The following is an 18,603-nucleotide window of genomic DNA, read 5'->3' on the forward strand; positions in this document are numbered from 1 at the left end:
GCGCGCGTGGCGCTGCGGGCGCCTTCTTGCTAAGGCCTGGCGTCCCCGGCATCGGCGGCAGGGCTGCGGCTGAACGTGCTGTCGATCGCCGCCTGCAGATTGATGCGCGCCTGCGCCTCGCGCGCCGCGCGGATCGCGGCCGTCTGGTAGAGCGGCCGGCGCTCGATGAAGCGCGAAAGGATGCCGCGCCGGCGCGGCTCGAACACCGCCGGCGGTATGTGGGCGTACTCGGCGCGGATCTGGTGTTCGTATTGCGCGAAGCGGGCCGGCGCGGCGCCGAGGATCGAGAGGTCGATGTCGATCAGCAGTTCGGCATCGCGGCCCTCGGGTACCGCGTTGTGCTGCGTCGCCATCACCAGGGCATGAACGCGCTCCGCCACCTCGGCCGGCAATCCCGCTGCGCCGAGCACATCGCGTGCCCAGCCGGCGCTCAGGGCCTCGTTGTCGTGGCCCTGCACGTCGTAGATCGCATCGTGGAACCACAGCGCCAGCGCCACCTCGGCCGGCCGTTCGGCCGCCGCGCGATGCAGTGCCAGCAGCGCGAGGCATTCGCCCAGGTGCTGCAGCGTGTGGTAATGGCGCTGCGGCTCGCCGTAGCGCGCCATCAGCTCGGGCAGCAATGCGCCGGGTGCGTCGGCGCCGAGCTCCCGCCAGGCCTCGGTCCACGCGGCATGCAGTGCGGCCGTGTCCATCGTCATTGCTCTATCGCGGCGCGCACTTCGCGCCCGAGTTCGATCACGGACATCGCGTAGTAGCTGCTCCAGTTGTAGCGCGTGATGACATAGAAGTTCTTCGTGCCGGCCACGTAGCTCGGCGGGTCGTCACCGTTCTGCAGTTCGACCAGCGCGAGCAATCCCGGGTAGCGCAGCGCATCGCCGTCGAGCACCGCGCCGCCGGCCACGAAGCTGTCGGCGCTGAAGGTCGGAACGATGTCCGGCGCCAGCAGCACGGCTTTCTGCAGCCGCGCGATGTCGAAGCGCACGGGGAAGATCGGCGGCACGCCAGGCTTCCAGCCGAAGGCCTTGAAGTAGTTGGCGACGGAACCGATCACGTCGGCTGCGTCGTTGACCAGGTCGATGCGGCCGTCGCCGTCGAAATCGACCGCGTACTTCGCGATGCTGCTCGGCATGAACTGCGGCATGCCCATCGCGCCCGCATAGCTGCCCACTGGCGCCATCGGGTCGCCGGCAGTACGGCTCTCGATGCCGAGAAAGCTTTCGAGCTCGCTGCGGAAGAAGGCCTGCCGCTCGGCCGCGCGCGGATGCGCCTGCGGAAAATCGAAGGCGAGGGTGGCCAGCGCATCGATCACGCGGAAGTTGCCCATGTTGCGGCCATAGATCGTCTCGACGCCGACGATGCCGACGATGATCTCGGGCGGCACGCCGTACTCGGCCTCGGCCCGCGCGAGCGTGTCGGCATTGTTGCGCCAGAAGCGCACGCCGGCCGCGATGCGCACCGGATCGATGAAGCGGCTGCGGTAGATGGCCCAGTTCTTCGGCGTGCCCGTCGGCGCCGGCAGCATCAGCCGCGGCACGTTGGGCAGCATGCGCGCGGCGCCGATGGTGGCGCGCACCTGATCGCGATCGAGGTTGCGCCGTGCGGCGACCTCGTCAGCGAACTGCATGGCGTCGTCGCGGCTCGCATACGCAACGCCGCCGCGCACCACGTTGCTGCGCGTGCCGGACCCGCTCTGCGCCGAAGAAGCGGATGGGGAGAGAAGAAGGCCGGCTGCCGCCAGCATCAGGGCGATCGAAAGAACGTTCGGAAGAGGGCGTCGCATCGTCCCGATTGTGCCGTCCGTTCCGGCTCGGCCCGCGGCGGTCACTCGGTGTTTCAGCGCGGCCAGGCGAGCCGACGGAATTCGGCGCGCAGCGCGGACAGCGCCGCGGCCGGCGTCCTCGCGTAGCGCTGGGCCTCGAGCCGCAGCAGCCAGTCCTGCAGTGGCCGTGCGCTGTCGCCGAAGCGTTCGGCCACGCGGGCGGCCATCTGCCGCGGTGGCATCGCTTCCGGTACTTCGATGCCGGCGCGCCGCAGCCGCGCGCGCGCCTGCCCGAGCAGGCGCAGCCAGGGGTCGTGCTGGCTGCGTTCCCACAAGGTCCAGCCGGCGCCCGCGAGGCTGACCACGACCAGCAGCGCGAGCAGCACCGTCGCGAGATCCATCAGGCTGGGCGTCTCGAAGCCGAGGTTCTTCAGCAGATCGAGCTGGCGGCTCTGCGTGTAGTTGAGCACCCATTGGTTCCAGCCATTGTTGACGGCGTCCCAGGCGGCGCGCAGGTTCTGCGCGAGCGTCGGGCTCATGGCGTCGATCGCGCCCGAGAACAGGCCCGGCGCGGGTGCGAGCCGGCGGAACTGGCCCACGCGATCCGGCGAGATCGCGCCGGTCGGATCGACGCGCACCCAGCCCGCGCCGTCCTCCCACACCTCTGCCCACGCGTGCGCATCGCTGTGCCGCAGCACCCAGTAACGGTCGACGCCGTTGATCTCTCCGCCCTGGTAGCCGGTGACGATGCGCGCCGGGATGTCGAGCGCGCGCATCAGCACCACGAAGGCCGATGCGATGTGCTCGCAGAAGCCGGCCTTGCGATCGAACCAGAACGCGTCGGCCGTGTCGTCGCCGTAGACGCCGGGGTCGAGCGTGTAGCTGTAGCCGCCGGTGCGCAGACGCTGCAGCACAGCCTGCACGAAGGCGGAGGTCGTGGCGCCGGCGAGTGCGGGGTCGCTGCGCATCTGGGCGGCCAGTTGGGCCGTGCGCGGATTCGAGCCGGGCGGCAGCGCGAGGTAGGGCTGCAGCGCGGCCGTGCGGCCTGTCGGTCCGCTCAGGAACCGGGTGTAGCTCTCGGCGCTGTAGCGCACCAGATCGCCGATCGGACGATTGGCGAGCCATTGCAGGTCGCTGGTGCCGAACACGCGGTAGCCCGGCAGTTCGGGCTTGATCGGCGTGGCGTCCAGTGTCAGCAGCCAGGGCCGGTTGCTGGGCTCGAGCGTGACCTCGTAGCGCACGGGCTCGCCGTCCACGCGCAGGTTGAGCGGCATGAAGGCGTTCTCGAACAGCGGCGCGGCGGTCCATGTGCGGCCGTCGAAGTTCGACAGCACCGGACCGCGGAAGTACAGGTTGCGCTGCGCCGGCACGGGCCCTTCGAACTTGATGCGCGCCGCGATGCCGTCGTCGAGCGCGAGCTGGGCGATGGCGCCCACGCGCATCGAGTTGGACAGGCCGGAGCGGCCGGTCATGGTGTCGTTCGGCGTGCCCCAGAGCGGCGCCATGCGCGGGAACAGCATGAACAGCACCAGCATGATCGGCGCGCCGAGCAGCGCCATCCAGCCGGCGGTGCGCGCGGCCTGCGCGAGCGGCGGCTTGCCGACCGGCATGTGCGCATTGACGAGCGCGGTCAAGAGGCCCAGCAGCGCCAGCAGCATCGCAAAGGCGGTGGGCAGCGATTGCGAGTAGAAGAAGTTGGTGAGCATCGTGAAGAAGCCCAGGAAGAAGATCACGAAGGCATCGCGCCGCGCACGCAACTCGAGCGTCTTGAGCGCCAGCAGAATCACCACCAGGGTGACGCCGGCATCGCGGCCGAGCAGCGTGCGGTGGGTGGCATAGGTGGCGATCAGGGTGATGGCCAGCAGGGCGGCACGCCACCATTTGCCGGGCAGCGGCCTGGCTTGCACGGCCAGGGTGCCGCGCCAGATGAGGACGACGACGGTGAGGCCGCTGCACCACCAGGGAAGGTTGGGCAGTTGGGGAAGCAGGAGCAGGGTGATGACGGCAAGGAGGAAGAGGGTGTCCCTCGCGTCTCTGGGCAGGGCCTGGAGCCGGGTCGCAAGCTTCATGAACATAGCGCCAGCACCTCCAGGCACTTTCTCTTGTGCCCTTCCCCTTGCGACGGGGCCACGCTGCGGCTTCCGATCCGCACGCCATACGTCACGCCGAGCCGATCTGCCATCAACACCCACGCACAGACTCTCGACAGCCGCGCCTCGAAATCAGGCAATCCCGCGAGCTGCGCGTCCAGCCAGAGCTCCTGCTGGCGCGTCTGCTGCGTGTCCCTGCTCACGAGCTCCTCGGACCCCACCGCCTGCGCCCGGGCGGCTCGCTTCCAGACCACGAGCTTGAGCGGATCGCCGCGCCGATAGGCCCGCACGCCGTCGTACTCGCCCGCCACCTGGGCCTGCATCGGCGCCGAAGCCGGCTCCCCATCCAGCGGTTCGCCGGGCGGCAGCGGCGGCGGATTCGATTCGGGCGCGGGGTACACCAGCACCCGCGAGGCCGGCCGCCACACAGTCCACACGCGGAAGGTGCCGAGCGGAAAGCGGGTCTCGGCCGTCAGCGTCGGGACCGGATGAAGACCACGCCGCTCGGGCTTGAACGCCACTTCCACGGTGGTGCTCCCTTGCGCCGGCACATCGCTCCACGACCATTGCCCGCTGTGCCGCACCGCCATGCCGATGCCGTAGCGCGTGCTGCGCCGCGCGTTGTGCAGCACCACGCGAAGCACCGCCGCAGTGCCCGCGTACTGTGCCTCCGGCGCGGCCAGGTGCAGTGCCAGGCCGCGCAGCGTGCCGTGGCACACGTGCATGCCGACGGCCACGCTGCCGGCCAGGAGGAAGGTCAGCAGGTAGCCGAGATTGAGCTGGTAGTTGATCGACGCGATCAGCAGCAGCAGCAGCGTCGCCGCCAGCATCCAGCCGGCGGGCGTGGGCACGATGTAGACGTTGCGCTGCGTGAGTTCCAGCGTGTCCGAAGGCGGGCGGCGCGACAGGAACCAGCGGTCGATGCGCGAGCGAAGCGCCGCCGCGATCATGGCCGACCGTGGCTCATGGCAACGGCACGGCGGCCGCCATTGCCCGCACCTGTTCGACCGCGCCGCGGCCCGCATCGCCGACCGGCGTGAGGCGGTGTGCGATGGTCTGCGGCAGGATGGCCTGCACGTCGTCCGGCGCCACGTAGTCGCGGTTGCCAAGCAAGGCCTGCGCCTTGGCTGCGCGCAGCACCGCGATGCCGGCACGCGGCGACAGGCCCTGCAGGAACCAGCGGCCCGAGCGTGTCGCGGCGATCAGGTCCTGCACATAGTTGAGCAAGGGCTCGGCCGCATGCACCTGCAGCACGCGCTGCTGCAGGGCGGTGAGCTCGCCCGCCGTCAGCAGCGCGGGCAGGGAGGCGAGCAGCTCGCGCCGGTCGGCGCCGGCGAGCAATTCGCGCTCGGCCGCGCGGTCGGGATAGCCGAGCGAGATGCGCATCAGGAAGCGGTCGAGCTGCGACTCGGGCAATGCGAAGGTGCCGAGCTGGTCGTGCGGGTTCTGTGTCGCGATCACGAAGAAGGGCGTGGGCAGCGGGCGCGTCTCGCCTTCGATCGTGACCTGCTTTTCCTCCATCGCCTCGAGCAGCGCGCTCTGGGTCTTGGGGCTCGCGCGGTTGATCTCGTCGGCCAGCAGCACCTGCGCGAAGATCGGCCCGGGATGGAACACGAAGGCCTGCTGGCCGCGGTCGTAGATCGCGACGCCCGAGAGGTCGCCCGGCATCAGGTCGGCCGTGAACTGGACGCGCGAGAACTGCAGCCCGAAGGTGTGCGACAGCGCATGCGCGAGCGTGGTCTTGCCGACACCCGGAACGTCCTCGATCAAGAGGTGGCCGCCGGCCAGGAGGCAGGCCACGCAGTCGCGCACCTGCGCCTCCTTGCCCACGATCACCGTGTTAAGCTGACCGAGCAAACTGGCGAGCTTCGCGGCGACGTCCATTTTTGTATCCATATGCAAACAATACCGTAAGCCCGCAGCCGCGTCCGGCGTGGGGCCACGGCGTGATCGATCCATGGGCAAAACCGGCTATTTCACACACCGCGACTGCTGGAAACACGACATGGGCGCGGGCCATCCGGAGTGCCCTGCGCGCCTCGATGCGATCGAGGACCGGCTGCTCGTCACCGGCGTCGGCGATGCGCTCGAACGCGGCGAGGTGCCGATCGCCACGCTGCCGCAGATCACCCGCGCCCACAGTGTCGAACACATGGAGCACCTCGAGGCGCTGAGCCAGCGCCTGATCGAGGATGCGCCCGCCGGTGGTCCCGACCACGCGCAGCTCGATCCCGACACCACGCTCACCCGCTTCACCGTGCTGGCGGCGCGCCGCGCGGCGGGTGCCGCGATCGCGGCGACCGATGCGGTGATCGCCGGCGAACTCGCCAATGCGTTCTGCGCCGTGCGCCCGCCGGGGCATCACGCCTGTCGCGACAAGGCGATGGGCTTCTGCTTCTTCAACAACATCGCCATCGCGGCGCGCCATGCGATCGAGGTGCATGGCCTGGAGCGCGTCGCGATCGTCGACTTCGACGTGCACCACGGCAACGGCACCGAGGACATCCTTCGCAACGATCCGAAGGTGCTGATGGTGGGCTTCTTCCAGCATCCCTTCTATCCGTACAGCGGCACCGACCATCCGGCGCCGAACATGCTCAACCTGCCGGTGCCGGCCTACACCCGCGGCATGGACGTGCGCGAACTCATCGAAGCCTGCTGGATGCCGCGGCTCGAAGCCTTCAGTCCGCAGATGATCTTCGTCAGCGCCGGCTTCGACGCCCACCGCGACGACGACCTCGGCCAGCTGCGCCTCAACGAGAGCGACTTCGCCTGGATCACCGAGCGCATCGTCGAGGTGGCAAAGCGGCATTCGCAGGGCCGCATCGTCTCGATGCTGGAAGGCGGCTACCACCTTGATGCGCTGGCGGCGAGCGTCGAAGCGCATCTGCGGGTGCTGGCCGATCTCTAGCACTGCAATGAACCTCGACGACTTCATCCGCCGTCTTCAGGAGATCCACGCGCAGAACGTGTGGATCGAACTCGCCGCGCTGGTGGCCTGCGTGGGCATCGCCTGGGCCGTGTGCCGCTGGTTCGGCCGCGACCAGCCCAAGGACTCGATCTGGTTCGGCGAGCGCACTTTCGACGGCCTGCTGTTCCCCTTGCTCGCGCTGTTCCTGACCGACATGGCGCGGCGCTTCCTGTTCGATGTCCAGCCGGGGCTGGTGCTGCGCATCGCGGTCTCGGTGTTCCTGTCGCTCGCGGCCATCCGCCTGTTCGCGCGTGTGCTGCGGGCCGTGTTCCCGTCTTCGGGGATGGTGCGGCTGATCGAGCGCACCGTCTCGTGGCTGGCATGGATCGCGGCCGTGCTGTGGATCGTCGGCCTGCTGCCGGCGGTGCTGGCCGAGCTGGAGGACATCACGCTGGCCTTCGGCAAGACCCACGTGAGCCTGCGCACGATCCTCGAAGGCACGCTGTCGGCCGGCGTGGTGCTGGTGATCTCGCTCTGGATCGCCACCACCATCGAGAAGCGCATCCTGAGCACCGCGGTGACCGACCTGTCGATGCGCAAGGTGGCGTCGAATGCGCTCAGGGCGATCCTGCTGCTGATCGGCCTGTTGTTCGCGCTGTCGGCCGTGGGCGTCGACCTCACGGCGCTGTCGGTGCTGGGCGGCGCGCTCGGCGTCGGGCTGGGCTTCGGGCTGCAGAAACTGGCGGCCAACTACGTGAGCGGCTTCGTGATCCTGCTCGAGCGCGCGATTCGCATCGGCGACAACGTCAGGGTCGACGGCTTCGAGGGCCGCGTCACCGACATCAAGACGCGCTACACGCTGGTGCGCGCGGGCAACGGACGCGAGTCGATCGTGCCCAACGAATCGCTGATCACCAGCCGGGTCGAGAACCTGTCGCTGGCCGACCTCAAGTTCAACATCACGACCAGCATCGTGGTCGGCTACAAGAGCGACGTGGCGCAGGTGCAGAGCATCCTGTGCGCGGCGGCCACCGTGCAGCCGCGCGTGCTGGGCGAGCCGGTACCGGTGGCCTACCTGACCCAGTTCGCGCCCGACGGGCTCGAGTTCACGCTCAACTTCTGGGTCGCCGACCCGGCCAAGGGCCGCGACAACGTGCGCTCGGCCATCAACATCGCGATCCTCGAAGGCCTGCGCGCGGCGAAGATCGACATTCCCTCTCCGCAGCGCGTGCTGCGCATCGAGTCCTTGGCCGGCGGCGAGGCCTCCGCTTTGCCCGCTCCTCTATAATCGTTAAAAAAAGCACGATCGTTCTTTTTCTTTGCACGCGACCCCGGTGATGGAATGAGGCAAGCCCGCGCAGAGGGTGGCGCCTAAAATCCTCGGTTGCTTTGCACACCCCGGTTTTCAATTCAATGGAGTCAAGCCAATGAAGGTCCTGGTCCCCGTCAAGCGGGTCGTCGATTACAACGTCAAGGTGCGCGTCAAGAGCGACGGCACCGGCGTGGACATCGCCAACGTCAAGATGAGCATGAACCCCTTCGACGAGATTGCCGTCGAAGAAGCCGTGCGTTTGAAAGAGAAAGGCGTCGTCACCGAAGTCATCGCCGTCTCGTGCGGCGATGCCAAGTGCCAGGAAACCCTGCGCACCGCCATGGCCATCGGCGCCGACCGCGGCATCCTGGTCGAGACCAGCGAGGAACTGCAGCCCCTGGCCGTCGCCAAGCTCCTGAAGGCCCTGGTCGACAAGGAACAGCCCGGCCTCATCATCCTCGGCAAGCAGGCCATCGACGACGATGCCAACCAGACCGGCCAGATGCTCGCCGCACTGGCCGACCTGCCGCAGGCCACCTTCGCCAGCAAAGTCGAAGTCAACGGCGACAAAGTCAACGTCACCCGCGAAGTCGACGGTGGCCTCGAGACATTGCAGCTGAGCTTGCCCGCCGTCATCACCACCGACCTGCGCCTCAATGAGCCGCGCTACGTGACGCTGCCCAACATCATGAAGGCCAAGAAGAAGACGCTCGATGTCTTCAAGCCCGAGGACCTCGGTGTCGACGCCAAGCCACGCCTGAAGACCCTCAAGGTCGCGGAGCCCCCCAAGCGCGGCGCCGGCATCAAGGTGCCCGACGTTGCCACGCTGGTCGACAAGCTCAAGAACGAAGCCAAGGTGATCTGAGGAAGACTGACATGACCGTACTTGTTATTGCCGAACACGACCACGCCACCCTCAAGCCGGCGACCCTCAACACCGTGACGGCCGCCATCGCCTGCGCCAGCGGCGACGTCCATGTGCTGATCGCTGGTGCCAACGCCGCCGAAGCCGCCAAGGCCGCCGCCCAGGTCGCCGGCGTCGCCAAGGTCATCGTGGCCGACAGCGTCAGCCTGAAGGACAACCTCGCCGAGAACGTTGCCGCGCAGGTGCTGGCTATCGCCCAGAACTACAGCCACATCCTGTTCCCCGCCACCGCCAACGGCAAGAACGTCGCCCCGCGCGTGGCCGCCAAGCTCGATGTCGCGCAGATCAGCGACATCACCAAGGTCGATGCACCCGACACCTTCGAGCGCCCCATCTATGCGGGCAATGCCATCGCCACCGTGCAGAGCGGCGATGCGATCAAGGTAGTGACCGTGCGCACCACCGGCTTCGATCCCGCACCCGCCACCGGCGGCAGCGCGAGCGTCGAGAACGCCGAAGGCGTGGCCGACTCGGGCAAGAGCAGCTTTGTCGGCAGCGAGATCGCCAAGAACGACCGGCCCGAGCTGACCTCGGCCAAGATCATCGTCAGTGGCGGGCGGGCCTTGGGCAGTGCCGAGAAGTTCACCGAGGTCATGACCCCGCTGGCCGACAAGCTCAATGCGGGCCTGGGCGCGAGCCGCGCCGCAGTGGACGCGGGCTACGCACCGAACGACTGGCAAGTGGGCCAGACGGGCAAGATCGTCGCGCCGCAGCTGTACATCGCCTGTGGCATCTCGGGGGCGATCCAGCATCTGGCGGGGATGAAGGACTCCAAGGTGATCGTGGCGATCAACAAGGACGAGGAGGCGCCGATCTTCAGCGTCGCCGACTACGGGCTGGTGGCGGACCTGTTCACGGCGGTGCCGGAACTGGTCAAGGCGCTGTAAGAGGCCTTCGTCGAATCCAAGAGAGGGCATCGTTCGCGATGCCCTTTTCGTATCTGCCGAACCAGGAGACCCACATGAGCTACATCGCCCCGATCAAGGACATGCTGTTCGACATCGAACATCTCGCAAACATCGCGCAGATCGCGCAGATCCCCGGCTTCGAGGACGCCGGCCTCGAAACCGCGCAGGCGGTGCTCGAGGAATGCGCGCGCTTCAACCAGGACGTGGTCGCGCCGCTGAACGTGGCGGGCGACCGGGATCCGTCCTCGTTCAAAGACGGCAAGGTCAGCACCACGCCGGGCTTCAAGGAAGCCTTTGCGCAGTACGTCGCGGGCGGCTGGCAGGGCCTGCAGCATCCGGCCGACTTCGGCGGCCAGGGCCTGCCCAAGACCATCGGCGCGGCTTGCGGCGAGATGCTCAACTCGGCCAACATGAGCTTCGCGCTGTGCCCGCTCTTGACCGACGGCGCGACCGAGGCGCTGCTCACGGCCGGCTCCGATGAACTCAAGGCCACCTACCTCGAGAAGCTCGTGAGCGGCCAGTGGACCGGCACCATGAATCTGACCGAGCCGCAGGCCGGCAGCGACCTGGGCCTGGTGCGCAGCCGCGCCGAACCGCAACCCGACGGTACCTACAAGGTCTTCGGCACCAAGATCTTCATCACCTACGGCGAACACGACATGGCCGAGAACATCGTGCACCTCGTGCTCGCGCGCGTCACCGGCGCGCCCGAGGGCGTGAAGGGCATCAGCCTGTTCGTGGTGCCGAAGTTCCTCGTGAACAAGGATGGGTCGCTGGGCGATCGCAACGACGTGCATTGCGTGAGCATCGAGCACAAGCTGGGCATCAAGGCCAGCCCGACCGCCGTGCTCCAGTACGGCGACCACGGCGGCGCCGTGGGCTACCTCGTCGGCCAGGAGAACCGCGGCCTCGAGTACATGTTCATCATGATGAACTCGGCGCGCTACGCGGTGGGCATGCAGGGCATCGCGATCGCCGAGCGGGCCTACCAGCACGCGGTGGCCTATGCCAAGGACCGGGTGCAAAGCCGGCCGGTCGACGGTTCCCTGAATGCCAGCGCGCCGATCATCCACCACCCCGACGTGAAGCGCATGCTGATGACCATGCGTGCCTACACCGAAGGCTGCCGTGCGATGGCGAGCGTCGCTGCAGCCGCGTACGACGCCACGCACCATCATCCCGATGCCGACACGCGCCGGCAGAACCAGGCCTTCTACGAATTCATGGTGCCGCTGGTGAAGGGCTACAGCACCGAGATGAGCCTCGAAGTGGCGTCGCTCGGCGTGCAGGTGCATGGCGGCATAGGCTTCATCGAGGAGACCGGCGCGGCGCAGTACCTGCGCGATGCCAAGATCCTGACGATCTACGAAGGCACGACGGCGATCCAGGCCAACGACCTCGTGGGCCGCAAGACCGCGCGCGACGGCGGCCAGACCGCGAAGGCGATCGCCGCGCAGATCGAGCAGACCGAGGCCGAGCTCGTCAAGCGCGACAGCGCCCAGGCGCGCGCCGTGGGCCGGCGCCTGAAGGCGGCGCGCGAAGCCTTCGTAGACGTGGTGGGCTTCGTGGCTGGCCAGACCAAGGCCTCGCCCAATGCGGTGTTCGCAGGCAGCGTGCCCTACCTGATGCTGGCCGGCAACCTGGTGGCCGGCTGGCAACTCGCGCGCTCGCTGCTGGTGGCCGAGGATCTTGCCAAGGCCGGCACCGACGTGCCCTTCATGAACGCCAAGGTCGCGACTGCGCATTTCTATGCCGAGCACATCCTCAACAAGGCGCCGGGCCTGCGCGACAGCATCGTCGAGGGCGCCGCGAGCGTCACGGCGCTGGCGATCGACGCCTTCTGACACGCGCGCGCCGGGCCTTCGCTTTTCACAATCTTCCGAGAGACGACCGAATCATGTCCAAGCTTCCTGCGGTGCTCGCGAACCTGCCGCTGCCCATCATCGGCTCGCCGCTGTTCATCATCAGCAATCCCAAGCTCGTGGTCGCACAGTGCAAGGCTGGCGTGGTGGGTGCGATGCCGGCGCTCAACGCCCGCCCGGCCTCGCAGCTCGACGACTGGCTGGCCGAGATCACCGAAGAACTCGCCGCCCACGACAAGGCCCATCCCGACCGGCCCGCCGCGCCCTTCGCGATCAACCAGATCGTTCACAAGAGCAACGACCGGCTCGAGCACGACATGGAGATGGTCGTGAAGTACAAGGTGCCGATCGTCATCACCTCGCTGGGCGCGCGCACCGACGTCAACGATGCGGTCCACGGCTACGGCGGCATCACGCTGCACGACATCATCAACAACAGCTTCGCACGCAAGGCGATCGAGAAGGGTGCCGACGGCGTCATCGCGGTGGCGGCCGGTGCCGGCGGCCATGCGGGCGTGAAGAGCCCGTTCGCGCTGATCCAGGAAATCCGCCAATGGTTCGACGGGCCGCTCGTGCTGTCGGGCGCCATCGCCACCGGCGGCGCGGTGCTTGCGGCGCAGGCCATGGGCGCCGACCTGGCCTACATCGGCACCGCTTTCATCGCGACCGAGGAAGCGCGCGCCAGCGATGCCTACAAGCAGGCCATCGTCGACGGCAACTCGGACGACATCGTCTACTCGAACCTCTTCACCGGCGTGCATGGCAACTACCTTGCGCCCAGCATCGTGGCCGCCGGCATGGATCCGGCCAACCTGCCCGAGGGCGACGTGAAGACCATGAACTTCGGCGGCGGCGAAGGCAGCAAGGCCAAGGCCTGGAAGGACATCTGGGGCTCGGGCCAGGGCATCGGCGCGGTGACCGAGGTCGCGAGCGCCGCCGCCTTCGTCGAGAGGCTCAGGCGCGAGTATTTCGAAGCGCGGCGCCGCCTTGCACTCTGACGCCGCGGCCATGCCGGAGCCCCGGACGGCGTCGGGGCGCATGCCGCTGCTCGATGCGGTGAAGGGGCTGGCCTGCGTGATGATCGTCTGGCATCACCTCTCGCGCTACGGGCCGATGCCGGTGGTTGCATCGCCGCTCGCACCCGGCCTGTTCGACTGGCTGTCGCAGAACGGCCGGCTCGCAGTGCAGGTGTTTCTGGTGCTGGCCGGCTTCCTCGCGGCAGGCAGCCTCGCGCCCGATGGCGCGATGCGCGTGGATCGGCCGTGGGCCCGTGTGTTCCAGCGCTACGGCCGGCTGGCGATGCCCTACCTCGCAGCGCTTACTTTCAGCGTGCTGGTCGCTGCGCTGGTGCGGCCCTGGCTCGACGACGAAGCCGTGCCGGGCGCACCGGGACTGATGCAGTTGCTGGCGCATGGCCTGCTGCTGCAGGACCTGCTCGGCTACGAGGCGCTGTCGACCGGCGTCTGGTATGTGGCGATCGACTTCCAGCTCTTCGTGCTGGCGCTGGCGGCGATTGCGTTGTCGGAGCTGATGCAGCGGCGTTGGTCGGTGCGGCCCGAGCGCTCGCGCTGGCTGGTGGTGGCACTCGTGATGGCGCTGGTCATGGCCTCGCTGGCGGTGTTCAACCGCGAAGAGGTGCTCGACGTCACGGCCTTCTATTTCTTCGGCTCCTATGGCCTGGGCATGCTGGTGTTCTGGATCGGCCGCGCCACGCGGCGCAGCACCTGGCGCTTCGCGATGCTGCTGCTGGCGCTGATGGGCGGCGCGGCGCTGGCACTCGAATGGCGCAGCCGCATCGCCGTGGCGCTGGTCACGGCGCTCGCCGTGGCGCTGGTGCAGCATCGTGACGGCCTTGCGCCGGCGGCATGGCCGCGCATCGGCGCGCCGCTGGTGCGGCTCGGGCGCATTTCGTATTCGCTGTTTCTCATCCACTTCCCGGTGTTGCTGCTGGTGAGCGCGGTGGTCAGCCGCTTCGCGCCCGCCGGACCCTGGGTCGATCTGCTGGGCCTGCTGGCGACCTTCGTGCTGTCGATCGCGGCCGCGGCGCTGCTGTACCGGTGGGTGGAATCGCGGCCCGCCACCTGGCGCGCCGTGCTGGGGTTGTTCGCAGCGCTGCTGGTCTGCGGCGCGATCGTCTCGGTCTAGCGCGGGCGCGACGCGGCGCCGAGGGCGTTCGCGTAATGCGCCGAAAAGCGCGCGGCCACCGAGTCCCAGTCGTAGCGTTTGGCGCTGTGCTGGGCTGCGTTCGACATCGCCTCGCAGCGCGGCGCATCGAGGCTTGCGATCTCGCGCACCACGGCCAGATCGCCGGCGCCGCCGTCGAAGTCGAGGAAGAAGCCGTTGACGGCGCGCTCGACGAAACCGTTGATCGGCTTCATGTCGCGGCAGACCACGATCTTGCCGGCCGCCATGGCTTCGAGGATGCCGACGCCGAAGCCTTCGTACTCGCTGCCGGTGATGAAGACGGTGCGGTCCTGCAGTTCCTGCATCAGCGCCGCATCCTCGATGTAGGGATGCATGCGGATCGAGCCGCCGAGCTGCAGGGCTTCGATCTTCGCCTTGAACGATTCGCCCAGATGGTCGAAATCGGGGCCGGCGATCAGCAGGTCGATGGCGATGCCATGGTCCCGCGCCAGCGCGACGGTGTCGATCACGGCGTCGATGCGCTTGTTGGCGGACCAGCGGCCCCAGTAGATCCACCTCGTCGGATCGGCCGCGCCGGTGCGGCGTCCGTTCTGGAATTTCGCATAGGCGATGCCGTTCTCGCACTTCTCGACCCGGTCCGAGAAGCGGCTGAAATAGGCGGTGTCCGATTCGCTGCTGCCGAGGATCCGGCGGTAGTGGCCCAGCAGGCGCCGCATCAGCACATGCTCGTGCAGCCACTTGATGGCCGGGTACTTCTGCGTGTGATGAAAGCCGCCGTGCGTGCTGAGCACCGCAGGAATGCGGCCGGCCTGCAGCAGCACGTTGCCGGTGATCATCATCAGCTGCGGGTCGTGCACATGCAGCAGGTCGTAGCCCGCGGCCAGGCGGCCGAAGCCGCGCGCGTAGCCGGCCAGGCGATTGCCGAGCACCGGCACCCGGTACACGTCGAGCCCGTCGTGCCGGCTCACCGAGAACGCCGGATGGTTGGCCGAGACGTGCGCCACGTCGACCTGGATGCCCGGGCCGCCGGTTCGCATCGCCAGTTCGCGCACCACCGACTCGATGCCCCCGACTTCGGGGAAATAGGTCGGTGTGATCGAAAGGATCTTCATGGCGCGCGGTTTCAGCCGGCCTGCACGTCGATGGCACGTCCCAGTTTGGCGCTTTGCGCCAGGGCTTCGATCGTGGCGGCGATGTCGATGCTGGCCGCGGCCGCGCGCGCGATGCCGTCGAAGTCGCGCCGCGCGATGACGGCTGCAAAGGCCTCGGCCGCGAAGCGGAAGCCGCTGCCGGTGGCCGACTGGAGGTTTTCGAAGGGGACGGTGCCGGCCGTGCCGCGCCGCAGCCGCAGCTGGCTGGGCAGGTAGCCGTGGGCATCGCCGGCGGGCTCGGCGCTGGTGTGATTCAGGAACTCGGTTTCGATCGTGCCTTGCGTGCCGGCGATCATGGCGCGCCGATGCATGGCGCTGTCCATCGCGCAGTCGAACTGCGCGCGCCGCCCGTCAGCGTAGAACAGCGTGGCTGCGAGGCTGATGTCCACGCCGCTGTCGGCCCAGCTCGCGTCGGCCTGCACGCGCTGCGGCGCACAGCCCATGACGAGGCGGATCAGGCTCAGCGGATAGCTGCCCGCATCCAGCAGCGCGCCGCCGCCGAGTTCGGGGTTCATGCGGATGTTGCCCTGCGGCTTGGCAAGGTTGAACCCGAAGCTCGCCTGCACCGAGCGCACCGTGCCGATCGCGCCCTCGCGCAGCAGCGCGAGCATGTCGCCGGTCTGCGGCTGGAAGTAGTAGGGGTAGGCTTCCAGCAGCATGACGCCATGCCGCGCAGCCGCATCGAACATCGACCGCGCCTCGGCCGCGCCCAGTGCCAGCGGCTTCTCGCACAGCACGTGCTTGCCGGCTTCGGCCGCCCGGATGGCCCATTCGGCATGCAGGCTGTTGGGCAGTGGAATGTAGATGGCATCGATGTCGGGGTCCGACAGCAGCGCTTCGTAAGTGCCGTGGTGCCGGCCGATCGCATGGTCGGCGGCAAAGGCGGCCGCGGTCTCCGCATTGCGGCTCGCGACGGCGTCGACGCGCACCTTGCGGCTGGGCGCGACGTCGCGCGCGAACTGCCTGGCGATGTTGGCGCAGCCGAGGATGCCGATGCGCAGGGCGGAAGAGGTGGACCGGGTTGTTTTCAAGTGGCTATTCCTGTCGAGAGGCGCTTCGTCGCAATATGAATTTATTCTCCCATGCTCAGCCGCTGCCGGGCTTGCGGGCATTCATCGCCAACGCGCAAGCAGCGTGGAATGACCAACGGATGGGCCGACCGTCTCCGCCACCCGCGACCCCAGGGCGCGGAGGCGAGCGGCGCCATGCGCGCGGTGCGGCTGGCTCGAGGGGGCGCCGTGCCGGGACGCTGCCTCCTGAGCAGCGCAAAAGCGCCGGGCACGGCTGGAGGCGAGACGCCGCCTATTCCCAGGGCGTGGGCGCGGGGACCTCGCAGGCTGGCTCGACGTCGATGCTCTTGAAGTCGGCCGGCGACACGATCTCCAGGTATTCCATGTCGAGCGAGTAGTCGAACAGGTAGTGCCGGATGCCGGGGCGCTGGTGCACCACATCGCCGGCTTCGACCAGCGTCTCCTGGTCCTCGTACATGAAGCGGGCCCAACCCTTCACCATGATCACGATCTGGAAGTCCGCCTCGTGCCGGTGCCAGCCGGTGCCCGCTTCAGGTGCCATGTTGGCCTTGACCAGGTGCGCGATCACCTTGCCGTGGGTTGCCTCGGCGATGCCCAGGTCGCGGTAGAGAAAGAAATCGCGCAACCCGCCCGGGACGAACGCGGTGTCGCCGGGCTTGACGTGGGAGAACTTCGTGTCGGTGCGGTCCAGCATGTGTGCTCCTTCGGGGGTGGAATGCTGCGCTGCGCACGCATAAAGCGTTCCCGAAGGCATCGCGACCACGCAGGGCTGCAGCCCCTGCTCGGAGATAATTGCTGCCTATGAGCGGCAACACCTTCGGACATCTCTTCGCGGTCACCAATTTCGGCGAATCGCACGGCCCTGCGATCGGCTGCGTCATCGACGGCTGCCCGCCCGGCATGGCGCTCAGCGAGGCCGACATCCAGGGCGACCTCGACCGCCGCCGCCCCGGCACCAGCCGCCATGTGACCCAGCGCAACGAGCCCGACGCGGTGCAGATCCTGAGTGGCGTGTACGAAGGCAAGACCACCGGCACGCCGATCGCGCTGCTGATCCAGAACACCGACCAGCGCAGCAAGGACTACGGCCAGATCGCGCAGCAGTTCCGGCCCGGCCATGCCGACTTCACCTACTGGAAGAAGTACGGCATTCGCGATCCGCGCGGCGGCGGCCGCTCGTCGGCCCGGCTCACGGCGCCGATGGTCGCGGCCGGCGCGGTTGCCAAGAAGTGGCTGTTCGAGCGATACGGCACGGTGTTCCGCGGCTGCATGGCGCAGATCGGCGAGATCGTCATTCCCTTCGAGAGCTGGGACCACGTGGCGGCCAATCCCTTCTTCGCGCCGGTGGCCGATGTCTCGCACCTGGAGGCCTACATGGATGCGCTGCGCAAGGCCGGCGATTCGTGCGGTGCGCGCATCCGCGTGACCGCGTCGAAGGTGCCGGTCGGCCTGGGCGAGCCGCTGTTCGACAAGATGGACGCCGACATCGCCTGGGCGATGATGGGCATCAATGCGGTCAAGGGCGTCGAGATCGGCGCCGGCTTCGACAGCGTCGTGCAGCGCGGCACCGTGCATGGCGACTCGATCACGCCCGAAGGCTTCGTCACCAACAACGCGGGCGGCACGCTCGGCGGCATCACCACGGGCCAGGATCTGGAGGTGGGCATCACCATCAAGCCGACCAGCTCGATCATCAGTCCGCGCCAGTCCATCGATGTCAACAACCAGCCGGTCGAGGTCGTCACCAAGGGCCGCCACGACCCCTGCGTCGGCATTCGCGCGACCCCGATCGCCGAGGCGATGCTGGCACTGGTCGTGATGGAACATGCGCTGCGCCACCGCGCCCAGTGCGGCGACGTGAACGTGCAGGCGCCGGCGGCGCCGCCCACCGGCGATGCGCCGTCGCCGCAGGCGTCGTTTCTCTGAGCCTGGGTGCGTGCGGGGTTGACGCTGCCGCTGTCGATCTCCAAAGTAAGGAGTCCTTACTTGAGGAATTTCCGATGCTTGCCAAGATGACTTCCAAAAACCAGCTCACGCTGCCGCGCAGCGTGACGGACGAGATCGGCGCCACGGACTACTTCGATGTCGAGGTGCGCGATGGCCAGATCGTGCTGACGCCGGTGCGCATCCAGCGTGGCGATGCGGTGCGCGCCAAGCTGGCTGCATTGGGATTGACCACCGAGGACGTGCGCGATGCGGTGGACTGGGCGCGGCAAGGCGCCGAGTCGCCCGTGCTGGCGGCCGCTGAACCCGGTGCCGTCCACGGCGCTTCGCGCCCCAAGCCATCCGCTGTGTCTTCGCGCAAGCCAAAGCGCAAGGACTGACCGGGTGGCCGTGCCGGCCTGCCACAATCCCTTCGATCTGCCGTTCCTGCAGCTGGCCGCCGCAGGCAAGGCGATACTGGTCACCGGCGATCGCGATCTGCTCGTGCTGGCAGGCGCTGCAACATTCCCCATCGTCGGCATCGAGGCGTTCATCGCGCAACGATGACCCGGCCGGCGCAGCCAGG

Annotated in this window: 18 protein-coding genes; 10 read left to right on the forward strand and 8 right to left on the reverse strand. The window is 68.2% G+C overall.

Going from position 1 to position 18,603, the window contains the following annotated elements:
• Positions 1–29: 29 nt before the first annotated feature.
• Genes E5P2_RS09925 through E5P2_RS09945 form a run of 5 tightly spaced genes read right to left on the reverse strand, consistent with a single transcriptional unit; the run spans position 30 to position 5,733 of the window.
• Complete coding sequence (locus tag E5P2_RS09925) at positions 30–692, reverse strand: HD domain-containing protein (protein WP_162566926.1); 663 nt, start codon at positions 690–692, stop codon at positions 30–32.
• Positions 693–694: 2 nt separating this feature from the next.
• Positions 695–1,780, reverse strand: a complete 1,086-nt coding sequence (gene mltB / locus E5P2_RS09930; protein ID WP_162566927.1) for a lytic murein transglycosylase B — start codon at positions 1,778–1,780, stop codon at positions 695–697.
• 53 nt (positions 1,781–1,833) lie between these two features.
• On the reverse strand, positions 1,834–3,828 hold the full coding sequence (locus tag E5P2_RS09935; RefSeq protein WP_162566928.1) for a transglutaminase TgpA family protein: 1,995 nt from the start codon (positions 3,826–3,828) through the stop codon (positions 1,834–1,836).
• Complete coding sequence (locus E5P2_RS09940; RefSeq protein ID WP_162570425.1) at positions 3,825–4,796, reverse strand: DUF58 domain-containing protein; 972 nt, start codon at positions 4,794–4,796, stop codon at positions 3,825–3,827. The genes E5P2_RS09935 and E5P2_RS09940 overlap by 4 nt, the downstream gene beginning before the upstream one ends.
• 16 nt (positions 4,797–4,812) lie before the next feature.
• On the reverse strand, positions 4,813–5,733 hold the full coding sequence (locus E5P2_RS09945) for an AAA family ATPase (protein ID WP_162566929.1): 921 nt from the start codon (positions 5,731–5,733) through the stop codon (positions 4,813–4,815).
• Positions 5,734–5,806: 73 nt separating this feature from the next.
• Between E5P2_RS09945 and E5P2_RS09950 the strand changes: the two genes are divergently transcribed.
• The 7 genes from E5P2_RS09950 (at position 5,807) to E5P2_RS09980 (ending at position 13,912) form a co-directional block, all read left to right on the forward strand.
• The gene (locus tag E5P2_RS09950; protein WP_162566930.1) at positions 5,807–6,760 is read left to right on the forward strand and encodes a histone deacetylase family protein; all 954 of its coding nucleotides are present in this window, start codon (positions 5,807–5,809) and stop codon (positions 6,758–6,760) included.
• Between the two features lie 7 nt (positions 6,761–6,767).
• Entirely contained in the window at positions 6,768–8,048 is a 1,281-nt protein-coding gene (locus E5P2_RS09955; protein WP_162566931.1) for a mechanosensitive ion channel family protein, read from the forward strand.
• A gap of 139 nt (positions 8,049–8,187) precedes the next feature.
• Positions 8,188–8,937, forward strand: a complete 750-nt coding sequence (locus E5P2_RS09960; protein ID WP_162566932.1) for an electron transfer flavoprotein subunit beta/FixA family protein — start codon at positions 8,188–8,190, stop codon at positions 8,935–8,937.
• 11 nt (positions 8,938–8,948) lie between these two features.
• The gene (locus tag E5P2_RS09965) at positions 8,949–9,884 is read left to right on the forward strand and encodes an electron transfer flavoprotein subunit alpha/FixB family protein (protein ID WP_162566933.1); all 936 of its coding nucleotides are present in this window, start codon (positions 8,949–8,951) and stop codon (positions 9,882–9,884) included.
• A 74-nt stretch (positions 9,885–9,958) separates the two neighbouring features.
• Positions 9,959–11,749 (forward strand): acyl-CoA dehydrogenase, encoded by a 1,791-nt coding sequence (locus E5P2_RS09970; protein WP_162566934.1) that lies wholly within the window; start codon positions 9,959–9,961, stop codon positions 11,747–11,749.
• A 53-nt stretch (positions 11,750–11,802) separates the two neighbouring features.
• A complete protein-coding gene (locus E5P2_RS09975) occupies positions 11,803–12,765 on the forward strand; it encodes an NAD(P)H-dependent flavin oxidoreductase (RefSeq protein WP_162566935.1) in 963 nt (320 codons plus the stop codon).
• A gap of 10 nt (positions 12,766–12,775) precedes the next feature.
• Positions 12,776–13,912 carry an acyltransferase family protein gene (locus E5P2_RS09980; protein WP_232080640.1) on the forward strand — a complete coding sequence of 379 codons (1,137 nt, stop codon included), beginning with the start codon at positions 12,776–12,778 and terminating at the stop codon, positions 13,910–13,912.
• Here the strand turns inward: E5P2_RS09980 and E5P2_RS09985 are convergent.
• The 3 genes from E5P2_RS09985 to E5P2_RS09995 form a co-directional block, all read right to left on the reverse strand.
• Entirely contained in the window at positions 13,909–15,024 is a 1,116-nt protein-coding gene (locus E5P2_RS09985; protein ID WP_162566936.1) for a glycosyltransferase family 4 protein, read from the reverse strand. The genes E5P2_RS09980 and E5P2_RS09985 overlap by 4 nt on opposite strands.
• Positions 15,025–15,035: 11 nt before the next feature.
• The gene (locus E5P2_RS09990; RefSeq protein ID WP_232080641.1) at positions 15,036–16,094 is read right to left on the reverse strand and encodes a Gfo/Idh/MocA family protein; all 1,059 of its coding nucleotides are present in this window, start codon (positions 16,092–16,094) and stop codon (positions 15,036–15,038) included.
• A gap of 271 nt (positions 16,095–16,365) precedes the next feature.
• Complete coding sequence (locus E5P2_RS09995; protein ID WP_162566938.1) at positions 16,366–16,788, reverse strand: cupin domain-containing protein; 423 nt, start codon at positions 16,786–16,788, stop codon at positions 16,366–16,368.
• Between the two features lie 107 nt (positions 16,789–16,895).
• Between E5P2_RS09995 and aroC the strand changes: the two genes are divergently transcribed.
• The 3 genes from aroC (at position 16,896) to E5P2_RS10010 (ending at position 18,584) form a co-directional block, all read left to right on the forward strand.
• On the forward strand, positions 16,896–18,020 hold the full coding sequence (aroC, locus tag E5P2_RS10000; RefSeq protein WP_162566939.1) for a chorismate synthase: 1,125 nt from the start codon (positions 16,896–16,898) through the stop codon (positions 18,018–18,020).
• Positions 18,021–18,106: 86 nt separating this feature from the next.
• Entirely contained in the window at positions 18,107–18,418 is a 312-nt protein-coding gene (locus tag E5P2_RS10005) for an AbrB/MazE/SpoVT family DNA-binding domain-containing protein (protein WP_232080642.1), read from the forward strand.
• Between the two features lie 4 nt (positions 18,419–18,422).
• On the forward strand, positions 18,423–18,584 hold the full coding sequence (locus E5P2_RS10010; protein ID WP_197908475.1) for a hypothetical protein: 162 nt from the start codon (positions 18,423–18,425) through the stop codon (positions 18,582–18,584).
• The last annotated feature ends 19 nt before the right edge of the window (positions 18,585–18,603 follow it).

This window comes from Variovorax sp. SRS16 (genome assembly GCF_901827165.1).
Taxonomy (GTDB): domain Bacteria; phylum Pseudomonadota; class Gammaproteobacteria; order Burkholderiales; family Burkholderiaceae_C; genus Variovorax.